The organism is Paenibacillus sp. FSL R7-0652, assembly GCF_038595045.1.
Lineage (GTDB): Bacteria > Bacillota > Bacilli > Paenibacillales > Paenibacillaceae > Paenibacillus.
Window position 1 is genome coordinate 1,868,158 of the sequence record NZ_CP152001.1, and the last position, 17,638, is coordinate 1,885,795.

Consider the following 17,638-nt stretch of genomic DNA (forward strand, 5'->3'; position numbering starts at 1 on the left):
CAGGCCGATGCTGGATATCCAGGGTCTGATGCATGGCGGGTCTGCGCTAACATATAGATTTAACACAAAAAGGGAGGATGCACATGCGTAATAAAATGATTCGGCACCTGTCTATGGTACTTGCTCTGATGTTGTTTGCCGGGGTACTGGCTGCCTGTAATGGCGGCGGGTCAGGAGGGAATGCGCAGGGAGGCTCATCGGACAATAAAGGCGAGAAAGTAACACTGCAATTTTACATGCTTGGTGATGCGCCCAAAGATCTGCCTGTAATTGAGTCCGAGATTAACAAGCTGGCTGAAGCGGATTTAAATGTTAATGTAAAATTTAACTTCACGTCCTGGACCGACTGGGATCAAAAATATAAATTGCTGCTGTCTTCCGGACAGCCAATCGATTTAATCTTTACAGCGGACTGGACGAATTATCAGTCCTATGCCAAAAAAGGCGCTTTCCTGCCGCTGGATGAACTTCTTGCAAAGACACCTGCGCTTAAATCTCATGTCCCGGATGATATGTGGAATGCGGTTAAGATCAATGACAAAATCTACACGGTTCCATCCACATGGATTGAATACGTAACAGAAGGCATTGCTTACCGCGAAGACTTGCGTGAGAAGTATAATCTGCCGAAGCCTGAGTCTATGGAAACGCTCGAAGCTTATCTGGAAGGCATCAAGGCAAACGAGCCCAATATGATTCCGATCGCAGACAGCAGTGCAAACCACACTCATGGGGTTCGTCAATTAACTTCCAAGCTGGTAAATACGGCAGGACAGCTTCCATACGGCCTGGAAATTATGTATGACTCACCATCGACGGTAACGTCCTATTGGGGCTCACCGCAGCATCTGGAGGATCTCAAAACATATAAACGCTGGATGGATAAAGGCTTTTTCCCGAAAAACGTGCTGAACGTCAAGGATACATCCAATTCACTGCTGCAGAATGGTAAGGCGGCTGTCGTTCTTGCCGGGGAGAATCCGAACAAATTCAATTCCGACGTAATTAAGGTCCAATCCACTCACCCGGACTGGAAGCTGGGATATTTTCCTTATCCGAATGCCAAAGGATTTGCACAGCCGGTGCATCCGATTCATAACGGTTTTGCTGTTCCGCGCAGCAGCAAAAATCCGGAAAGAGCACTGGCATTTTATGAGAAGCTTGTGACGGATAAACGATATAACTGGCTGACGGAGTATGGTGTGGAAGGCAAAAACTTTGAAGTGAAAGATGGTTATTATCATATGATCGGCGATGCCCAAAGCAACGGCTTCCCGCGTGAAGGTATGAATGGATGGGCATGGCGTAACCCGGAGTTTATGCTGTATGACAAAAGTTTTGATGATGTGCTGACCATGTTTAAAGACCTCGACAAGATTAAAAAACCGGATATTTTCACCGGTTTTGCCGAGGATTGGACCCCTTATCAAGCAGAAAAAGCGGCTTTGGAGCAGGTGGAGAAGCAGTACTTGTATCCGCTTAACGTAGGTCTTGTCGCAGATGTAGAAGGCGGTCTGAACACGTTTATGGAGAAAGCCAAGCAGGCAGGTCTGGAGAAAATCCAATCCGAGTATACAAAGCAGTGGCAGGAGTATCTGAAAACGGCGGGTATACAGTAAGGCGATGAAGCCGCTGCTCTAAAAAACCAAAAAAAGGTGCCTTCGTTTTGAAGGCACCTTTACTCATGAATTGAAAGAAATGATGAATGCGAGATGCTCGGATCGTTCTGATTATACTCGTGTTTCTTCGGAAGAGGAGGACTGCAGATCCTGCAGCAAATTCATGATGCAGTGGGCGCTTTCCATCGGATGCACCTTGGCAATTTCGGCCAGATGCCGTTTCCTTTTCTCGACTACTTCCGGATAATGGTGGAGGAGTTTATTCATCCATTGTACGACCACATCAAGTGAGGTTAGGGGTTCGCCCAAACCTCTGGCTGTGAAGTAATGCACATTCTCTTCTTCCTGCCCGGGAATTGGATTATGAAAAAGCATCGGAATACCTTTGGCTAAACCTTCACTGCAGGTCATACCACCCGGTTTGGTAATCAGCAGGTCGGAAACTTCCATTAATTTGTCAATCTCCGTCGTATAACCGATGATATGGATATTTTCCTGTTGAAACAGCGGGTCCTGTTCCATACGGGTGCGTATTTTGTCGTTACGCCCGAGGCAGAAAATGATCTGGATATCCTCATGCCAGCGTGCCAGCAGCTGGTGGACAACCTTATCACTAATCATTCCCCAACCACCGCCCATCACCAGCACAGTGGGCATGTTCTTCAGATTGAATCTGCTGCGAATCTCTTCATGTCCAGGGTGTTCCCAGAAGTTCGGGTGAACCGGAATACCTGTCACTTTGATTTTGTCTACAGCTACACCTCGGTACATCAATTTTGACTTTACTTCTTCCGAGGAAACGAGATACAGATCAACCTCAGGACTAATCCAAGTACCGTGTGCGTCATAATCAGTTAAGACGTTGCACAGCGGGACATTCGTTCCCAGCCGCTTTAAACGAGAGATTACAGCACTTGGGATCGGATGAGTGCAGACAATGGCACTCGGATGCAGCTGACGAACGACACTGCGGGTATGTGTGTAAAACAATTTGTGCAGTGCAAGAGTTGTCAGCCGGTTTAAAGGTTTTTTATACTGCTGTTTGTACATGTATCCAACAAGTTTCGGTTGATTGGTCACCGTTTTTTTGTACGCATTAATAATAAGTGGCGCTACTTTTGGATTGAGAAAGCTTCCCAGCTCAAGCACTTTGGTTTGAATCATGGGAGAGAGCTTTCGTAAATGGCTGGACAATGCATAAGCGGCTTGGGTGTGTCCTGCACCAAACCCTTCAGATAATAGTAAGATTCTTTTTTTCTCCACGCTTGCTTCACCTGTTCCTGCTAGGTTTTCCTGAGTCTAACATATCGGCTTTAAGGCCAGAATGCAACTGCGGCAAGTGCGACTAAAGTACCGATTGCAGCTCCTGCCAAAACATCGGACGGATAGTGGAGCCCCAGATAGATTCGGGAGAATCCGACAATAAGAGCCACAGGCAGCAGTGTTAGCAGTAGAAACGGTTCAGCAGCCATGAAGGGCACTGTAACCGAAAAAATAGCAGTCGTATGCCCGGACGGAAACGAATGATCCGTCAGAGGGTTGCGGAAAGTGATTGTATCAGGCAGGGCCAGATAGGGCCGAATGCGAGGATACAATTTTTTGGCTATGGCTACTGGGATGTGACTTACGGCTAAAGCAATGCAGGCCTGAAGTCCAATCGTGCTCCATGGAGCCGGGGCGAGCAGCCAGATCAAAAGAGATACAGCAATGGAAGAAGTTGCTCCACCAAGGTGGGTGAAATAGTACAGCCAGAAATTCATAAACCGATTATGAAGTCGGCCGTTAATCCACATAAATACGTTACGATCATACTCTTGGAACTTTAAGAAAAAACGGCTCATATTGGCCTCCTGCCAGTAGGCCGCCCCAAGGGCGGCAGTATTTCCGGGATGCTGCGGGTGTCCGGTTTCCACCTGATTAGTATATAACCGTTTTTTGAAGTCTTGAGGTTATTTCAGACATATGTTTATCATATTTTTAAATGTTGTCCTTTTCAAGAAGAACACATGTAAAGAACGTAAAATTCATGTAAAAGAGTGGGTAAAAAACCAGTGTATTTTTTTGACTTCAATCCTTGAAAAAAGATACAATGATTCAACGTGGCTGAAATGAGGTAAAAAAATGTGAGTTTTAGATTAAACTTTTTGGTGCCCATTTACGTTATTTGAAGTAGAGGTGCAGTTAATCTGCAGCAAGCCGCAGAAAAAAGAAGGGACTTTAGAAATAAAAATCAAGAAAACGGCTGAAAATAAGATATAACAGGCATGAATGCGAGGTTGTGGTATCAAGGAGTGGCTATTCAGCGTTTAAAGTTCACATTTCTGCTTCAGACAGTAGAATTGGGGTTTTGACAAATCGCTGAAAAGAATACAGAATCGATAAAGCAGCCCACGGGCCGCAGCCATGATTTGAAACATTGCCTGTATCACTGACGTAGTAAACAAAAGCACAGGGTCATATTCTGCAATTACAAAAAAACAAAATGCAGAATCAGGAAGAGAAATGCCGAAGTAATTTGGGTTTTATTAAAAGGGGGTAACAGAGAACGATGTTGGACGCTATATTTGTCACGCTGCAGGTCATTCTGGCACTGCTCGCCGTGTACCAATTCACGTTTTCGCTGTTCGGTCTGTATAAGAAAAAGAAAAAGAAAAATTATCCTGCTTCAAAATCATTTGCCGTGCTCGTTGCGGCGCACAATGAGGAGCAAGTTATTGGCGCGCTGATGGAAAACCTGAAGCAGCTTGATTATCCTAGGGATCTGTACGATGTATTTGTTATCTGTGACAACTGCACAGATAGTACGGCAGATATCGTTCGCGAGCATGGCTGGAATGCCTGTGTGCGCACGAATCCTGACCTGAGAGGTAAAGGTTATGCCATCGAATGGATGCTTAAATACTTGTGGGATTTGCCGCGCCAGTATGATGCGGTAGTTATGTTCGACGCCGATAATCTGGTGGAACAGAACTTCCTGCGCGAGATGAACAACGACTTGTGCAATGGAGCACGTGTTATTCAAGGATACATCGATACAAAGAATCCTGAAGATTCATGGATTACAGCTGCTTATGGTGTATCGTATTGGTACATCAACCGTTTGTGGCAGTTGTCCCGTCATAATCTGAACATGGCGAATTTCCTCGGTGGTACGGGCATGTGCTTCGAGACGAATTTGCTAAAAGATATCGGTTGGGGAGCTACAAGTCTGGTAGAAGATCTGGAGTTTACCATGCGCAGCGTGCAGCGTAATGTATATCCAGTGTTTAACTATGATGCCAAAGTATTTGATGAGAAACCATTAACATTCAAAGCGTCTGCAAGACAGCGCCTGCGCTGGATGCAGGGTCACTTTACGGTTGCCAGAAGATACTTCTTCCCGCTGCTCTGGCAGTCGATCAAAGAAAGAAGTCTGGTGAAGTTTGACCTTGCTGTGTATGGTGCCAATGTATATGTAGTGCTTCTTACCTTTCTATTGACGGCGGTAATGTCGATCGATATCTATGTGCTGGATGGGCCGCATATTGCCAATATCTATGGCTACTTCCCGCTATGGGTTGGGTTCATTGCTATCGGTATGAACGTGCTGACGTTCCTGTTATCGATGGCTCTGGAGAAAGTTACTTTTGCCAAAGTGTATCTGTATCTGATCCTGTTCCCGATTTATCTGCTGTCGTGGTATCCGATTACCTTCTATGCGTTCTTCACACAGAACAACAAACAGTGGAGCCACACACAGCACACACGGGTTGTACGTCTGGACGAAGTGCAGAGCAAACAAGGTTAACTTTCGGATAGAGTAATGTGAGAATCAGTACACTGCTATGAGTCTTGTCATACTGTTTCAAAAAAATATGCTGTATATGTTGACAACGATGCTTGGCGAATGGTATAGTGTTCAAGTGCGTTAAACAAATAACAAAATGGAATCACAAGCAGAAGTCCGACTTCTCACCTGTCCAACATCAGTTGGCTGGTCAACGATCCCAATAATTTATGAAGTGTATACTCATGAAGAATTGTGTTGATTACAGGGATGTCGGTAGCTTGACCGGCATCCCTTTTATTTTTGTGTAACTGGATATTCAAAATGACCTGGAGGTGGACGGTTATTAGTAAAGATCACATGATTAATGACGAGATTCGGGCGAAGGAAGTACGCCTTGTCGGAGCTGAAGGAGAACAAATCGGGATTACACCCATTCGTGAAGCACTTCAAATGGCAATTGACCTGAACTTGGACCTGGTCAATGTGGCCCCACAGGCTAAACCGCCGGTGTGCCGCATCATGGACTATGGCAAATTCCGCTATGAGCAGCAGAAGAAAGAAAAAGAAGCCCGTAAGAACCAGAAAATTGTTGATATTAAAGAAGTATGGTTCCGTTCCAATATTGAGGAGCACGATTATCAGACGAAGCTTCGTAATGTAATTAAGTTTTTGAAAGAAGGCGACAAAGTGAAATGCTCCGTTCGTTATCGCGGACGTGAGATTGCACATGCGTCTATTGGTCAAAAGATTTTGGAACGCGTTAAGGTGGAAGTTGCAGAACTTTGTACCGTTGAGCGTCAACCCAAACTGGAAGGCCGCAGTATGATCATGATCTTGGCTCCTAAAGCCTGATAACATTGGAGGAGGAAACACAATATGCCTAAAATGAAAACACACAGCAGTTTGAAAGGACGCTTCAAAATTACCGGTTCCGGTAAAGTCCTTCGTTACAAAGCTCACAAAAACCACTTGCTTTCTCACAAATCCAAACGTGCGAAGCGCGTTCTGAACGGTAACCCGGTTATGGCTGCAGGTGACGTGAGACGTTTGAAACAAGGTTTGGCTAACCTGAAAGGTTAATTCAAAATACTAGATTCCGTACGGGGGATTGGCTTCGGCCATACACATACCACGGATACATTTATATTTATTTGGGAGGTTCTTTAATATGGCAAGAGTAAAAGGCGGTTTTGTAGTACGTCGTCGTCATAAAAAGGTTTTGAAACTGGCAAGAGGTTATTTCGGTTCCAAACACCGTATCTTTAAAACAGCTAATGAGCAAGTAATGAAATCCTTGGTATACGCATACCGTGACCGTCGCAACACGAAACGTAACTTCCGCAGACTGTGGATCGTTCGTATCAATGCTGCAGCACGTATGAACGGTTTGTCTTACAACAAACTGATCCACGGATTGAAACTTGCTGGAGTAGACATGAACCGCAAAATGTTGGCTGATCTGGCCGTTAATGACATCAATGCGTTCAACTCTTTGGCGACTGTAGCTAAAGGTAAAATCAACGCTTAAATCTGTATAATGTAAGCCGCCGTACTACGGCGGCTTTTTTTACGGATTGGAGAATAAGAACAGCGTAGGAAGAACAACCTAGATACATCGCAGCATCAGGAGATAAGAGCACAAATTGCGATGCTCCTTAGTGAATAACACAACATGACACTACATAAAATACGAACGGTGGAATAATGCAAAGAAACACGCCTCTTTTGCGATGCATAAGGGGAGTGATGGTAAGTGTTTGTTACACAACATCACATCGCTGTAACGTTAGTGTGTTAAAACGTTAAATTATTAAGCGCTTTCAATAAAAAAAGTACAAAAATAAGTGAACTTTGGTGATTATACATCTGGATTTTAACACTGGTTGATTGTATAATCACCTCTAGTAGGTCAGTCCTAAATTTTTCTTTTCGGGTCATAATGTTCGGTTTTTCGACAGATGAGCAGATGTTGTGAAGATAAGAATGCGCTTTTCATTCCAATTAACCAAACATTCCGCTTCTAACCTGTTTCCCTATCTGTTGGTCCGTGCAGTGCAGACAAGATTTGAAAGGGACATATTATTAAGGGGGAAAAAGAGAAATGAAAAAAATGCTCAGCTTGTCTCTGGTGATGCTGCTGGCAGTATCGGTCATGCTCGCAGGATGCGGAAGCAAACCGAAAGAAGAATCAAACGCTGGTGGAAACAACGGCGGTGCTGCAAGCGAAGCCAAATCCGATATTCAAATCGGTATGGTTACTGACGTAGGCGGCGTAAACGACAAGTCCTTTAACCAATCCGCTTGGGAAGCTCTTCAAGCAACCAATACAGAAACAGGTGCAAAAGTTAAATACCTGCAAAGTAAATCGGATGAAGAATATATTCCAAACTTGAACGAATTTGTTAAAGGTGGATATAACCTGACTTGGGGTATCGGTTATCAGTTGGAAAAAGCGATCAAAGCAGTAGCTGATCAAAATCCGGATGCCAAACTTGCAATCATCGACAGCGTAGTGGATGCACCTAACGTGAAATCCGTAACATTCGCTGAAGAAGAAGGTTCTTTCCTCGTAGGTGTTGTTGCTGGTTTGACAACAAAAACAAATAAAGTTGGTTTTGTAGGCGGAGCAGAGAGCACACTGATTAAAAAGTTTGAAGTAGGTTTCAGAGAAGGGGTTAAAGCAGTTAACCCTGACGCTCAATTTATTCCAAACTACACAGGTGCTTTTGACAAGCCTGACCTGGGTAAAGCTGCAGCTGCTACATTGTACAACCAAGGCGTAGACATCATTTTCCACGCTTCAGGTGCAACTGGTAACGGTGTGTTTAAAGAAGCAGATGCTCGTAAGAAACAAGGTCAGGATGTATGGGTAATCGGTGTCGATAAGGACCAATCCCTGGAGTTCGGTGATGAAGTAACGCTGACTTCCATGATTAAAAAAGTGGATGAAGCAGTTAAACGTGTTAATAAAGAAGTGATTGACGGAACATTCAAAGGTGGAGCAGAAACATTGACTTTGAAAGATAACGGCGTAGGCATTGCAGATACTTCCAGTAAAAACGTGAAGCCTGACGTTTTGGCCAAAGTTGACGAATACAAAGAAAAAATCATCAGCGGCGAAATCAAAGTACCTAAAGAGTAATAATGCAGGTGTTTGAAATTGCTGAATATAATTATCAGGGCCGGTCTTGACCGGCCTTGTGATTGTAAAGACAGGAACATTTGATCAAGCCATCATAACATTTGTACAAGGTGACATTTGTAACACTGCTCCGGATCGGAGCTTTTCTTAAGATAATAGAGTTTTAAGATATTTTCAGCGGAGCTGAACAACTGTATTATCGCAAGAAAAATTTCAGTAAAGTGCGATCTTTCTTCCATAAAGTACGTCGATAGACGTTTTTTTTTACGTTTGCGGAACCACACTATATCAGTTATAAGGGTGATTACATGGGTGCAGCAACCCCCGTCGTTGAGTTGAAACAGATAACGAAGCGTTTCCCAGGCATTGTTGCCAACGACGCCATCAGCCTTCAGCTTCAGAAAGGCGAGATTCATGCTCTACTGGGCGAAAACGGCGCTGGTAAGTCAACATTAATGAATATTGTTTTTGGTCTCTATCAGCCAGATGAAGGTTCCATTGAAGTGAATGGCAAACCTGTCATCATCGATAGTCCTAACCGGGCAATCGATCTTGGCATCGGTATGGTGCATCAGCATTTTAAGCTTGTACAGCCGTTCACGGTAACAGAGAACATTATTTTGGGATCCGAGCCTAAGAAGGGTCTCAATATTAACTATAAAAAGGCTGCTGCAGAAGTACAGCGATTGTCCGAGCAGTATGGGCTTAAGGTTAACCCTCATGCCAAAATTCATGATATCTCTGTCGGTATGCAGCAGCGTGTTGAGATTGTTAAAACATTGTACCGCGGTGCGGACATTCTGATCTTCGATGAACCTACAGCGGTACTTACACCGCAGGAAATCAAAGAGCTGATGGTTATCATGAAAAAACTTGTTGCAGAAGGCAAGTCGATTATTCTCATTACCCATAAGCTGAAAGAAATCATGGAGATTTCGGATACAGTAACCATTATTCGTCGTGGCAAGGTCATTGATTCCGTCAAAACATCGGAAACGAATCCGAATGAACTGGCAGAGAAAATGGTTGGCCGCAACGTTACGTTCAAAGTGGACAAGAAGCCTGCCACGCCTGGAGCCAATGTGCTTGAGGTCAGCAAGTTGATGTCCAAAAACAAAGAAGGAATCGCAGTACTGAACGAATTCAATCTGAATGTGCGTGCCGGAGAAATTGTCGGTATTGCCGGCGTTGACGGTAATGGCCAGAGTGAATTAATTGAAGCTCTTACTGGCCTGCGTAAAGTCGACAGTGGATCAATCCGCCTGCAGGGGAAAGAACTGTCCAACCACTCTCCGCGTCATATATCCGAGGCGGGTGTCGCACACATTCCAGAGGACAGACATAAGCATGGGCTTGTTCTGGATTTTTCGGTGAGCGAAAATATCGTTCTGGAGTCATATTACAAGGAACCGTATACGCGCAAAGGTTTCCTTAACTTTGAGGCAATCAAAAAGCAGGCCAAGCGGCTTGTTGAAGCATTTGACGTGCGTACACCGAGCATCGAGACAAAAGCGCGTTCGCTGTCCGGAGGAAACCAGCAGAAGGCCATTATCGCCCGTGAGGTCGATAAAAACCCTGAATTGCTGATTGCGGCTCAGCCAACTCGTGGACTGGACGTAGGAGCTATCGAGTTTGTACAGAAGCAATTGATCGCACAACGAGACCAGGGGAAGGCCGTGCTGCTTATTTCGTTCGAGTTGGATGAGATCATGAACGTTTCGGACCGCATTGCGGTGATCTACGAAGGACAGATCGTAGGTGAGGTGCTGCCGGAAGAAACCAATGACAGGGAGCTCGGCTTGATGATGGCGGGCAGCACCCAAAAGAGAGGTACTGTGCATGAATAAAGTATTAAAATGGTTTACCCGGGATTCATTTATTATGCCAGTCGTGGCGATTCTGATGGGACTCATTCTCGGGGGAATTGTTATGATGATTGGTGGATATAACCCATTTGAAGCGTATGGTGCATTGTTTAAAAAGGTGTTTGGCGATATGTACAACTTCGGTGAAGCTGTTCGTGAGATGACACCACTCATCATGACAGGGCTCGCGTTTGCTTTTGCCGCTCGCGCCGGACTGTTTAATATTGGGGGCGAAGGACAGTTTCTCGTAGGTATGACTGCTGCTACCTTCGTAGGTGTGAAGTTCGCAGGTCTGCCTATTTATATTCACGCGCCTCTGGCGTTGATTGCGGGTGCGGTGTTTGGCGGACTTTGGGCTGCCATTGCAGGTTATTTGAAGGCTGCTCGCGGGGTTAATGAAGTAATCAGCAGTATTATGCTCAACTGGATCGGATTGTATCTGGCCAACCTTATCGTAAGACAGTTCTTACTGCTTCCAGGCGACAATCGTTCAGCAGATATCAGCGACACGGCATCCATTAGTTTGACTTGGCTTTCTGAATTAATGGGGGACTCCCGCGTTCATATGGGAACGTTGATTGCGATCGTGATGGCTGTAGTCTTTTATATTTATATGTGGAAAACGAAGCAGGGTTTTGAAATTCGCGCTGTAGGTCTCAACTCGAACGCAGCAGAATATGCAGGGATGAGTGTTAATCGAAATATTGTAAAAGCGATGTTTATTAGCGGTATGCTTGCAGGTTTGGGCGGCGCTTTTCAAATTTTGGGTGTATTCCACTATCAATCCTTAATGACGGGTTCACCTGGAACAGGATTTGATGGTATAGCCGTAGCATTGATTGGTTTGAATCATCCATTTGGTGTATTGCTGGGGGCAGTTCTATTTGGAACTCTCACATACGGTTCAGCAGGAATGAGCTTTGCTGCGGATGTACCGCCGGAGATTATTCGGATTGTCATCGGTTCGATTATCTTTTTCATTGCAGCACAAGGCATCGTGCGCTGGATTCTTAAACCGTTCTATTCCAAGCGCAAGAAAGAGAAGGTGTTGTAGATGGACTTGTTGACAATCGGGCAAATTATTAATACGACGCTTGTCTTTGCTACGGCATTGATTTTTGCTTCCCTCGGGGGGATTTTTTCGGAAAAATCCGGAGTAACAAACCTTGGTCTTGAAGGTTTTATGGTGTTCGGTGCTTTTGCGGCCGGTATTGGGGCTCACTATGCTCAGGAAGCGGGTATGGGCGGAACGACAGCAGCATGGATGGGAGTCCTGCTTGCTATAGTCATTGGTGTGCTCGTTTCACTTATTCATGCAGTGGCCTCGATCACGTTTAAAGCTGACCAAATTATCAGCGGTATCGTAATTAACTTTTTGGCAGCAGGAAGTACGCTGTACATGGTAAAACTGCTGTTTGAAGGTTCTGGAGATTCACCTCTGGTTCAAGGATTTAACAAATTCAATGTGCCTTTTCTTGAGGATATTCCTTTGCTCGGAGAAGCGCTCTTCAAAAATGTTTATCCACCAACGTATTTGGCAATATTATTTGTGTTTTTGACCTATTACATTATGTTCAAAACACCTTTTGGCCTTCGTCTGCGTGCAGTGGGTGAACATCCAAGTGCGGCCGATACAGTAGGTATTAAAGTGCGTCGTTACCGTTATATCGGTGTGATGATCAGTGGAGCACTTGCAGCCGTCGGCGGCGCAGCCATTACACTGACGACGACAGGGACTTTTTCGCACAATACGGTATCGGGACAAGGTTTTATTGCTATAGCAGCGATGATTTTTGGTAAATGGAATCCGATCGGGGCTTTTGGAGCAGCGGCATTTTTCGGATTTTCTCAAGCCATTCGAAACTATGTGCAAAATTTTGAATGGACCCAAAGTATTCCCCAGGAAATTATCTACATGCTGCCTTACTTGCTGACACTTATTGTGCTTGTAGCAGCAGTGGGACGTTCTTCGGCGCCATCTGCACTGGGAGAACCGTATGATCCGGGTAAGAGGTAATAAATATACGATTTAATGCTGTATCAGGAATACGTTATACACAAGAGGTCCGCAATCGAGCGGGCCTTTTTTGTATTTGTTTCTAAGCACCCAACTTTTTCGGTATGGACAAAGAAACAGGCGAATCCAGTCTTGGACGAATACACTGTTTTGAATGATCCGAGGAGGAGGGATAGTATGAAAAAACATGTCATGCGTACTGAAGCGATGAAACTCATAGGCAAAAACATTGTTGCGATCAAAAAAGACGGTACTCGGGTTACAGGGAAACTGCTAAAAGTATCAGGCAGCAAACTCGTTCTCAAGCGTCTCGGCGGAAAAAAAGTACGTACCAAGGCCATTTTACCTCTGGTATTGTTTGATTTACTGGCGATTGCAACGCTGCCTTACGCTTATGGTCCAGGTCCTGGTTACGGTCCGGGGTATGGTTCGGGTCCGAAACCTGGATACGGTCCTGGTTATGGACCCGGTTATGGTCCGGGACCGGGATATGGCCCGGGCCCAGGATACGGTCCTTATGGTCCAGGTCCTAGACCACCAGGCATTTTCTAGAAGAAACTAGAGTCTTTTTTCCATTTCGTAACAGCGGCTCACCATAATATATCTTAGGTTTTGATATCCGTTTTTTTGGTAAAACTGAAATCCTTTTGTGTTGCCCTCGTCCACCATAACTTTGGATTTTCGGCAGCCGCGAGATACCGCAAAGCTCTCTGCTTTATGCAGTAACGTCTGTCCGTAACGTTTGCGCTGTTCTTTGGTGCTCACGGCCATCATATCGACGTAGAGCAGTTCTCCATGCATGAGAAAATGAATGAATGCGACAGCAGCTTGATTTGGCTCCGGCGAGATGACAAAGGTCATGCCCCTGTTCATCCGCAGGGGTATTTCTTTGCGTATTTTATGGATCTCCTTCTCACTCATATGTGATAGAGGAACAAGCTGCGTGTCAATCAGCTTCATAATGGCGCCGTCATCCAGTTTGGATGAACGCTGACGAATAATCATGCGGAGCCTCCTTTCAGGGCCAGTTGTGCAGCCTGTATATCCTATGCCTGAGGCGAGATAAAAGGTGACTGTATGAAGGCGGAGGCTCAGGGTAAAAATAGGGTGAAGAGAGTCTGCAAAAAGAGGTTTGTACAATTTTATCAAAAACAGGTATTGACTTATCGGTTGGAGGAATCATATAATGTTCCTAACATTTAACGAGAATATTTTATCGGCTATGAAGAGGACGAAGTTTTAAGGGCTCTTTTGCTCAGAGAGTGGCTGGATTTGCTGAAACCACCACCATTATCCCTTATATACGAGCTCACCTCGGAGCTGTTTTCCTGAAAAGCATTGGATCGTCAAATCCTTGCGTATTAGGGGGAATCGTAAGTCTGCGTTACAGACAACAGGTATGGGAGACGACTGTGTTCGTTTGAACATCGTTTTGTTATACCTGGTAAGGTCCGTTATTGCGAAATTTCGGACAAAGTTGGGTGGTACCACGGAAGCGATAACCTTTCGTCCCTCGCAAGCATGAACTTGTTTGCAGGGATGGAAGGTTTTTTTTGTAACTTTGAATGTCAGAATGGTGTAAATTCCGAGGGGAGGATGACTGATGGGAGCTCAAATTCCAGAAGTACGATCAACAGATGAATTACGTGAAAAATGGATGAAGCCGGAGGTCATTAGCGGTTCCGAGATTCTGCTGAGAAGTTTGCTGCTTGAAGGTGTGGATTGTGTCTTCGGTTATCCAGGCGGAGCAGTATTGTACATTTACGATGCGATGTATGGTTTTGAAGATTTCAAACACGTTTTGACTCGTCACGAGCAAGGTGCCATTCACGCGGCTGACGGTTATGCCCGTGCGAGCGGCAAAGTGGGGGTCTGCATCGCAACCTCTGGTCCGGGTGCTACGAACCTTGTTACAGGCATTGCAACGGCGTATATGGATTCCGTACCTTTGGTGGTTATCACAGGTAATGTCGTATCAAGCCTCATCGGTTCGGATGCTTTCCAGGAAGCCGATATTACCGGAATCACGATGCCGATCACGAAACACAGTTATCTGGTCAAAGACGTAAAAGACCTGCCGGGTATCATCCATGAAGCATTCCATATTGCGAATACCGGACGTAAAGGACCTGTATTAATCGATATTCCAAAAGACGTATCGGCGAACAAAACGTTGTTTGAACCAAGCACCGAACCTGTTGTTCTCAGAGGGTACAATCCACGGACGGTACCAAACAAATTACAGGTAGATCGCTTGGCGCAGGCCATTCAGGAAGCGGAACGCCCAATGATTATTGCAGGTGGCGGTGTAGTTTACTCTGGCGGACACGAAGCACTTTTCGAGTTTGTAGAGAAGACAGGCATTCCGATCACGACAACCCTTCTTGGACTTGGCGCTTTCCCTAGTGGTCATGAGCTTTGGACAGGGATGCCGGGCATGCACGGAACGTACACTTCGAATCTGGCGATACAGCAATCCGATCTGCTGATTAATATTGGAGCACGCTTCGATGACCGGGTTACAGGGAAATTGGATGGGTTCGCGCCGCATGCGAAAGTTGTTCATATCGATATCGACCCTGCAGAGATCGGTAAAAATATCGCGACAGATATCCCGATCGTAGGTGATGTGAAAACGGTACTGGAGATTGCCAATAAGGAAGTGCAGCGTGCTGAGCGTGCGGATGCATGGCGAGACCAGATCAAACAGTGGAAGCAGGAAAAACCTTACAGCTACACAGATTCTGATGAAGTATTGAAACCACAGTGGGTTATTGAAATGTTGAACGACACTACCAAAGGTGAAGCTATCGTAACCACCGATGTTGGGCAGCATCAGATGTGGGCAGCTCAGTACTACAAGTTCAATCAACCGCGGTCTTGGGTTACGTCAGGTGGACTCGGAACCATGGGCTTCGGCTTCCCTTCTGCGATCGGTGCTCAAATGGCCAATCCGGATCGATTGGTTATTTCCATCAACGGAGATGGCGGAATGCAGATGTGTTCTCAGGAACTCGCTATCTGCGCAATTAACAACATTCCGGTTAAAATTGTAATTATTAACAACGAAGTACTTGGAATGGTTCGTCAGTGGCAGGAACTGATTTACGAAAATCGATACAGTCACATCGACCTGGCAGGGAGCCCTGATTTTGTGAAGCTGGCGGAGGCCTACGGCGTGAAGGGGCTGCGCGCAACAAACAAGGAAGAAGCAGAGCGTGCTTGGCAGGAAGCTTTGGATACACCAGGGCCAGTCGTTGTCGAATTTGTAGTACGCAAGGATGAAAATGTTTATCCAATGGTTCCGCAGGGAGCAACAATCGATCAAATGCTGATGGGAGATGCTGAGGAATGATAAGACATACGATTTCGATATTGGTTAATGACCAGCCAGGTGTCCTTCAGCGTGTATCCGGATTGTTTGGTCGACGCGGCTATAACATTGAAAGTATTACGGTAGGTCAATCTGAAGAGCCAGGTCTTTCCCGGATGGTCATTGTTACGATGGGTGACGACAAAACGATCGAGCAAATTGAGAAACAGCTCTATAAAATTATCGATGTTATCAAAGTGGTTGACTTCAGCCTCAAACCGATGGTTGCCCGTGAACTTGCACTGATCAAGGTAAAAGCCGAGCCTTCTGAGCGTCCGGAAATTTTGGGTGTAGTGGAAACATTCCGAGCATCGGTTGTCGATGTAGGCCCAGCAAGCCTGATGGTACAGGCGGTTGGGGATACGGACAAAATTGATGCCATGATTGAACTGCTCAAGCCTTATGGCATTCGTGAACTATCGCGTACAGGTGTAACGGCATTGGTACGGGGTAACGTCTAGAGGTATAATGCAATCAAGATGGGTTGATTCATACATGAACACAATGATTTACTTGTGAAAATGCACAGTTAGCGTAAAATAAACGTTATGTGATAGAGATGGGTCAGTCCCGTCATTTCTGTAAAGTAACATTTTAGTGATGTAACGCTTGAAAAGAGAGCCACACCCCCGCATTAACGAGCGGGTGTCTGAACGGATCGGATCATGTGCAGCGGTACCCGCATCAATCATGCAGTTTTTTACAAGATGCGAAGGTTATCGGTCCATTGAGACACCCGCTCATTAATGAAGGGTTCTTTACAATACAAAGGAGGACTTATAACATGCCAGTAACTACTTATTATGAACAGGATGCAGAGCTTAGCGTATTGAAAGGAAAAACGATCGCGGTGATCGGATATGGCAGCCAAGGTCATGCTCAGGCACAAAACCTGCGTGACAGCGGATTGAACGTAGTTATCGGACTTCGTGAAGGTAAATCTTTTGACGCTGCTAAAAATGATGGATTTGAAGTGTTGTCTCCGGCTGAAGCAACTAGCCGTGCAGATGTGGTTCAAATCTTGCTGCCGGATGAAACTCAAGCTTCTGTATACAAAAACGAAATCGAACCAAACCTGAAAAAAGGCGCAGCACTGCTCTTCTCTCACGGTTTCAACGTTCACTTCGGCCAAATCGTTGCTCCAAAAGACAGCGATGTACTGCTGGTAGCTCCTAAGTCCCCTGGCCACATGGTACGTCGTACCTATGTAGAAGGATTCGGTGTTCCTGGTCTGATCGCGATCGAAAAAGATGCAACAGGTAAAGCGAAAGACATCGGTCTCGCTTATGCAAAAGGAATCGGCTGCACACGTGCAGGCGTAATCGAAACTTCCTTCCGTGAAGAAACAGAAACAGACTTGTTCGGTGAGCAAGCGGTTCTGTGTGGCGGTGTAAGTGCCCTCGTTAAAGCTGGATTCGAAACGTTGACAGAAGCTGGATATGCTCCTGAAATGGCATACTTCGAGTGTCTGCACGAATTGAAACTGATCGTTGACATGATGTATGAAGGTGGACTTGCAAGCATGCGTGATTCCATCAGCAACACAGCAGAGTACGGTGACTATGTAACTGGACCTCGCGTTGTTACAGAAGATACGAAGAAAGCGATGAAAGAAGTGCTTTCCGATATCCAACAAGGTAAATTCGCACGTGACTTCATCCTGGAGAACCAATCCGGTCGTGCATTCCTGACGGCAACACGCCGCAACGAAGCTGAACACCCAATCGAAGTGGTTGGCGGACAATTGCGCGAAATGATGCACTGGATCAAAAAATAAGCAGTCATTTGGCTCGCTTTTTGAACAAGCATTGTAAAAGATCCAAGGAGCTTAGAGCGTGAACTGGGAATAGCGG

The 17,638-nt window shown here is 45.4% G+C and carries 16 protein-coding genes; 13 read left to right on the forward strand and 3 right to left on the reverse strand.

Annotation, left to right across the window (positions count from 1 at the left end; all coding sequences use genetic code 11):
* The first annotated feature begins 83 nt into the window (after positions 1-83).
* Positions 84-1,619: an extracellular solute-binding protein gene (locus tag MKY97_RS08620; protein WP_342555041.1), complete on the forward strand. Its 1,536-nt coding sequence runs from the start codon at positions 84-86 to the stop codon at positions 1,617-1,619.
* A 111-nt stretch (positions 1,620-1,730) separates the two neighbouring features.
* Here the strand turns inward: MKY97_RS08620 and MKY97_RS08625 are convergent, their stop codons facing one another.
* Together MKY97_RS08625 and MKY97_RS08630 are read right to left on the reverse strand one after the other, a co-directional pair.
* Positions 1,731-2,882 carry a glycosyltransferase gene (locus tag MKY97_RS08625; protein ID WP_342555042.1) on the reverse strand — a complete coding sequence of 384 codons (1,152 nt, stop codon included), beginning with the start codon at positions 2,880-2,882 and terminating at the stop codon, positions 1,731-1,733.
* A gap of 50 nt (positions 2,883-2,932) precedes the next feature.
* On the reverse strand, positions 2,933-3,460 hold the full coding sequence (locus tag MKY97_RS08630) for a phosphatase PAP2 family protein (protein ID WP_342555043.1): 528 nt from the start codon (positions 3,458-3,460) through the stop codon (positions 2,933-2,935).
* 707 nt (positions 3,461-4,167) lie between these two features.
* On the opposite strand from MKY97_RS08630, the gene MKY97_RS08635 reads away from it, so the two are divergent.
* The 9 genes from MKY97_RS08635 to MKY97_RS08675 all read left to right on the forward strand — a co-directional run bounded on the left by MKY97_RS08635 (position 4,168) and on the right by MKY97_RS08675 (position 12,964).
* Complete coding sequence (locus MKY97_RS08635; RefSeq protein ID WP_342555044.1) at positions 4,168-5,406, forward strand: glycosyltransferase family 2 protein; 1,239 nt, start codon at positions 4,168-4,170, stop codon at positions 5,404-5,406.
* A 339-nt stretch (positions 5,407-5,745) separates the two neighbouring features.
* Positions 5,746-6,240 carry a translation initiation factor IF-3 gene (infC, locus tag MKY97_RS08640; protein WP_342556284.1) on the forward strand — a complete coding sequence of 165 codons (495 nt, stop codon included), beginning with the start codon at positions 5,746-5,748 and terminating at the stop codon, positions 6,238-6,240.
* A 24-nt stretch (positions 6,241-6,264) separates the two neighbouring features.
* Entirely contained in the window at positions 6,265-6,468 is a 204-nt protein-coding gene (gene rpmI, locus MKY97_RS08645) for a 50S ribosomal protein L35 (RefSeq protein WP_017689665.1), read from the forward strand.
* 88 nt (positions 6,469-6,556) lie between these two features.
* Positions 6,557-6,916 (forward strand): 50S ribosomal protein L20, encoded by a 360-nt coding sequence (rplT, locus tag MKY97_RS08650; protein ID WP_017689664.1) that lies wholly within the window; start codon positions 6,557-6,559, stop codon positions 6,914-6,916.
* Positions 6,917-7,489: 573 nt separating this feature from the next.
* Positions 7,490-8,530, forward strand: a complete 1,041-nt coding sequence (locus MKY97_RS08655; protein ID WP_342555045.1) for a BMP family ABC transporter substrate-binding protein — start codon at positions 7,490-7,492, stop codon at positions 8,528-8,530.
* A 308-nt stretch (positions 8,531-8,838) separates the two neighbouring features.
* Positions 8,839-10,377 carry an ABC transporter ATP-binding protein gene (locus MKY97_RS08660; protein ID WP_342555046.1) on the forward strand — a complete coding sequence of 513 codons (1,539 nt, stop codon included), beginning with the start codon at positions 8,839-8,841 and terminating at the stop codon, positions 10,375-10,377.
* Complete coding sequence (locus tag MKY97_RS08665) at positions 10,370-11,449, forward strand: ABC transporter permease (protein WP_342555047.1); 1,080 nt, start codon at positions 10,370-10,372, stop codon at positions 11,447-11,449. The genes MKY97_RS08660 and MKY97_RS08665 overlap by 8 nt, the downstream gene beginning before the upstream one ends.
* On the forward strand, positions 11,450-12,412 hold the full coding sequence (locus tag MKY97_RS08670) for an ABC transporter permease (RefSeq protein WP_342555048.1): 963 nt from the start codon (positions 11,450-11,452) through the stop codon (positions 12,410-12,412).
* Between the two features lie 177 nt (positions 12,413-12,589).
* Entirely contained in the window at positions 12,590-12,964 is a 375-nt protein-coding gene (locus MKY97_RS08675; protein WP_342555049.1) for a hypothetical protein, read from the forward strand.
* Between the two features lie 6 nt (positions 12,965-12,970).
* Here MKY97_RS08675 and MKY97_RS08680 read toward each other — a convergent pair whose 3' ends face one another.
* Positions 12,971-13,417 carry a GNAT family N-acetyltransferase gene (locus tag MKY97_RS08680; RefSeq protein ID WP_342555050.1) on the reverse strand — a complete coding sequence of 149 codons (447 nt, stop codon included), beginning with the start codon at positions 13,415-13,417 and terminating at the stop codon, positions 12,971-12,973.
* Between the two features lie 598 nt (positions 13,418-14,015).
* On the opposite strand from MKY97_RS08680, the gene ilvB reads away from it, so the two are divergent.
* The 3 genes from ilvB to ilvC all read left to right on the forward strand — a co-directional run bounded on the left by ilvB (position 14,016) and on the right by ilvC (position 17,562).
* Positions 14,016-15,767: a biosynthetic-type acetolactate synthase large subunit gene (gene ilvB / locus MKY97_RS08685; RefSeq protein WP_342555051.1), complete on the forward strand. Its 1,752-nt coding sequence runs from the start codon at positions 14,016-14,018 to the stop codon at positions 15,765-15,767.
* Positions 15,764-16,246, forward strand: a complete 483-nt coding sequence (ilvN, locus tag MKY97_RS08690; RefSeq protein ID WP_342555052.1) for an acetolactate synthase small subunit — start codon at positions 15,764-15,766, stop codon at positions 16,244-16,246. Before ilvB ends, ilvN begins: the two co-directional genes overlap by 4 nt.
* Before the next feature lie 323 nt (positions 16,247-16,569).
* Positions 16,570-17,562 (forward strand): ketol-acid reductoisomerase, encoded by a 993-nt coding sequence (ilvC, locus tag MKY97_RS08695; protein WP_090922211.1) that lies wholly within the window; start codon positions 16,570-16,572, stop codon positions 17,560-17,562.
* Positions 17,563-17,638: the final 76 nt, after the last annotated feature.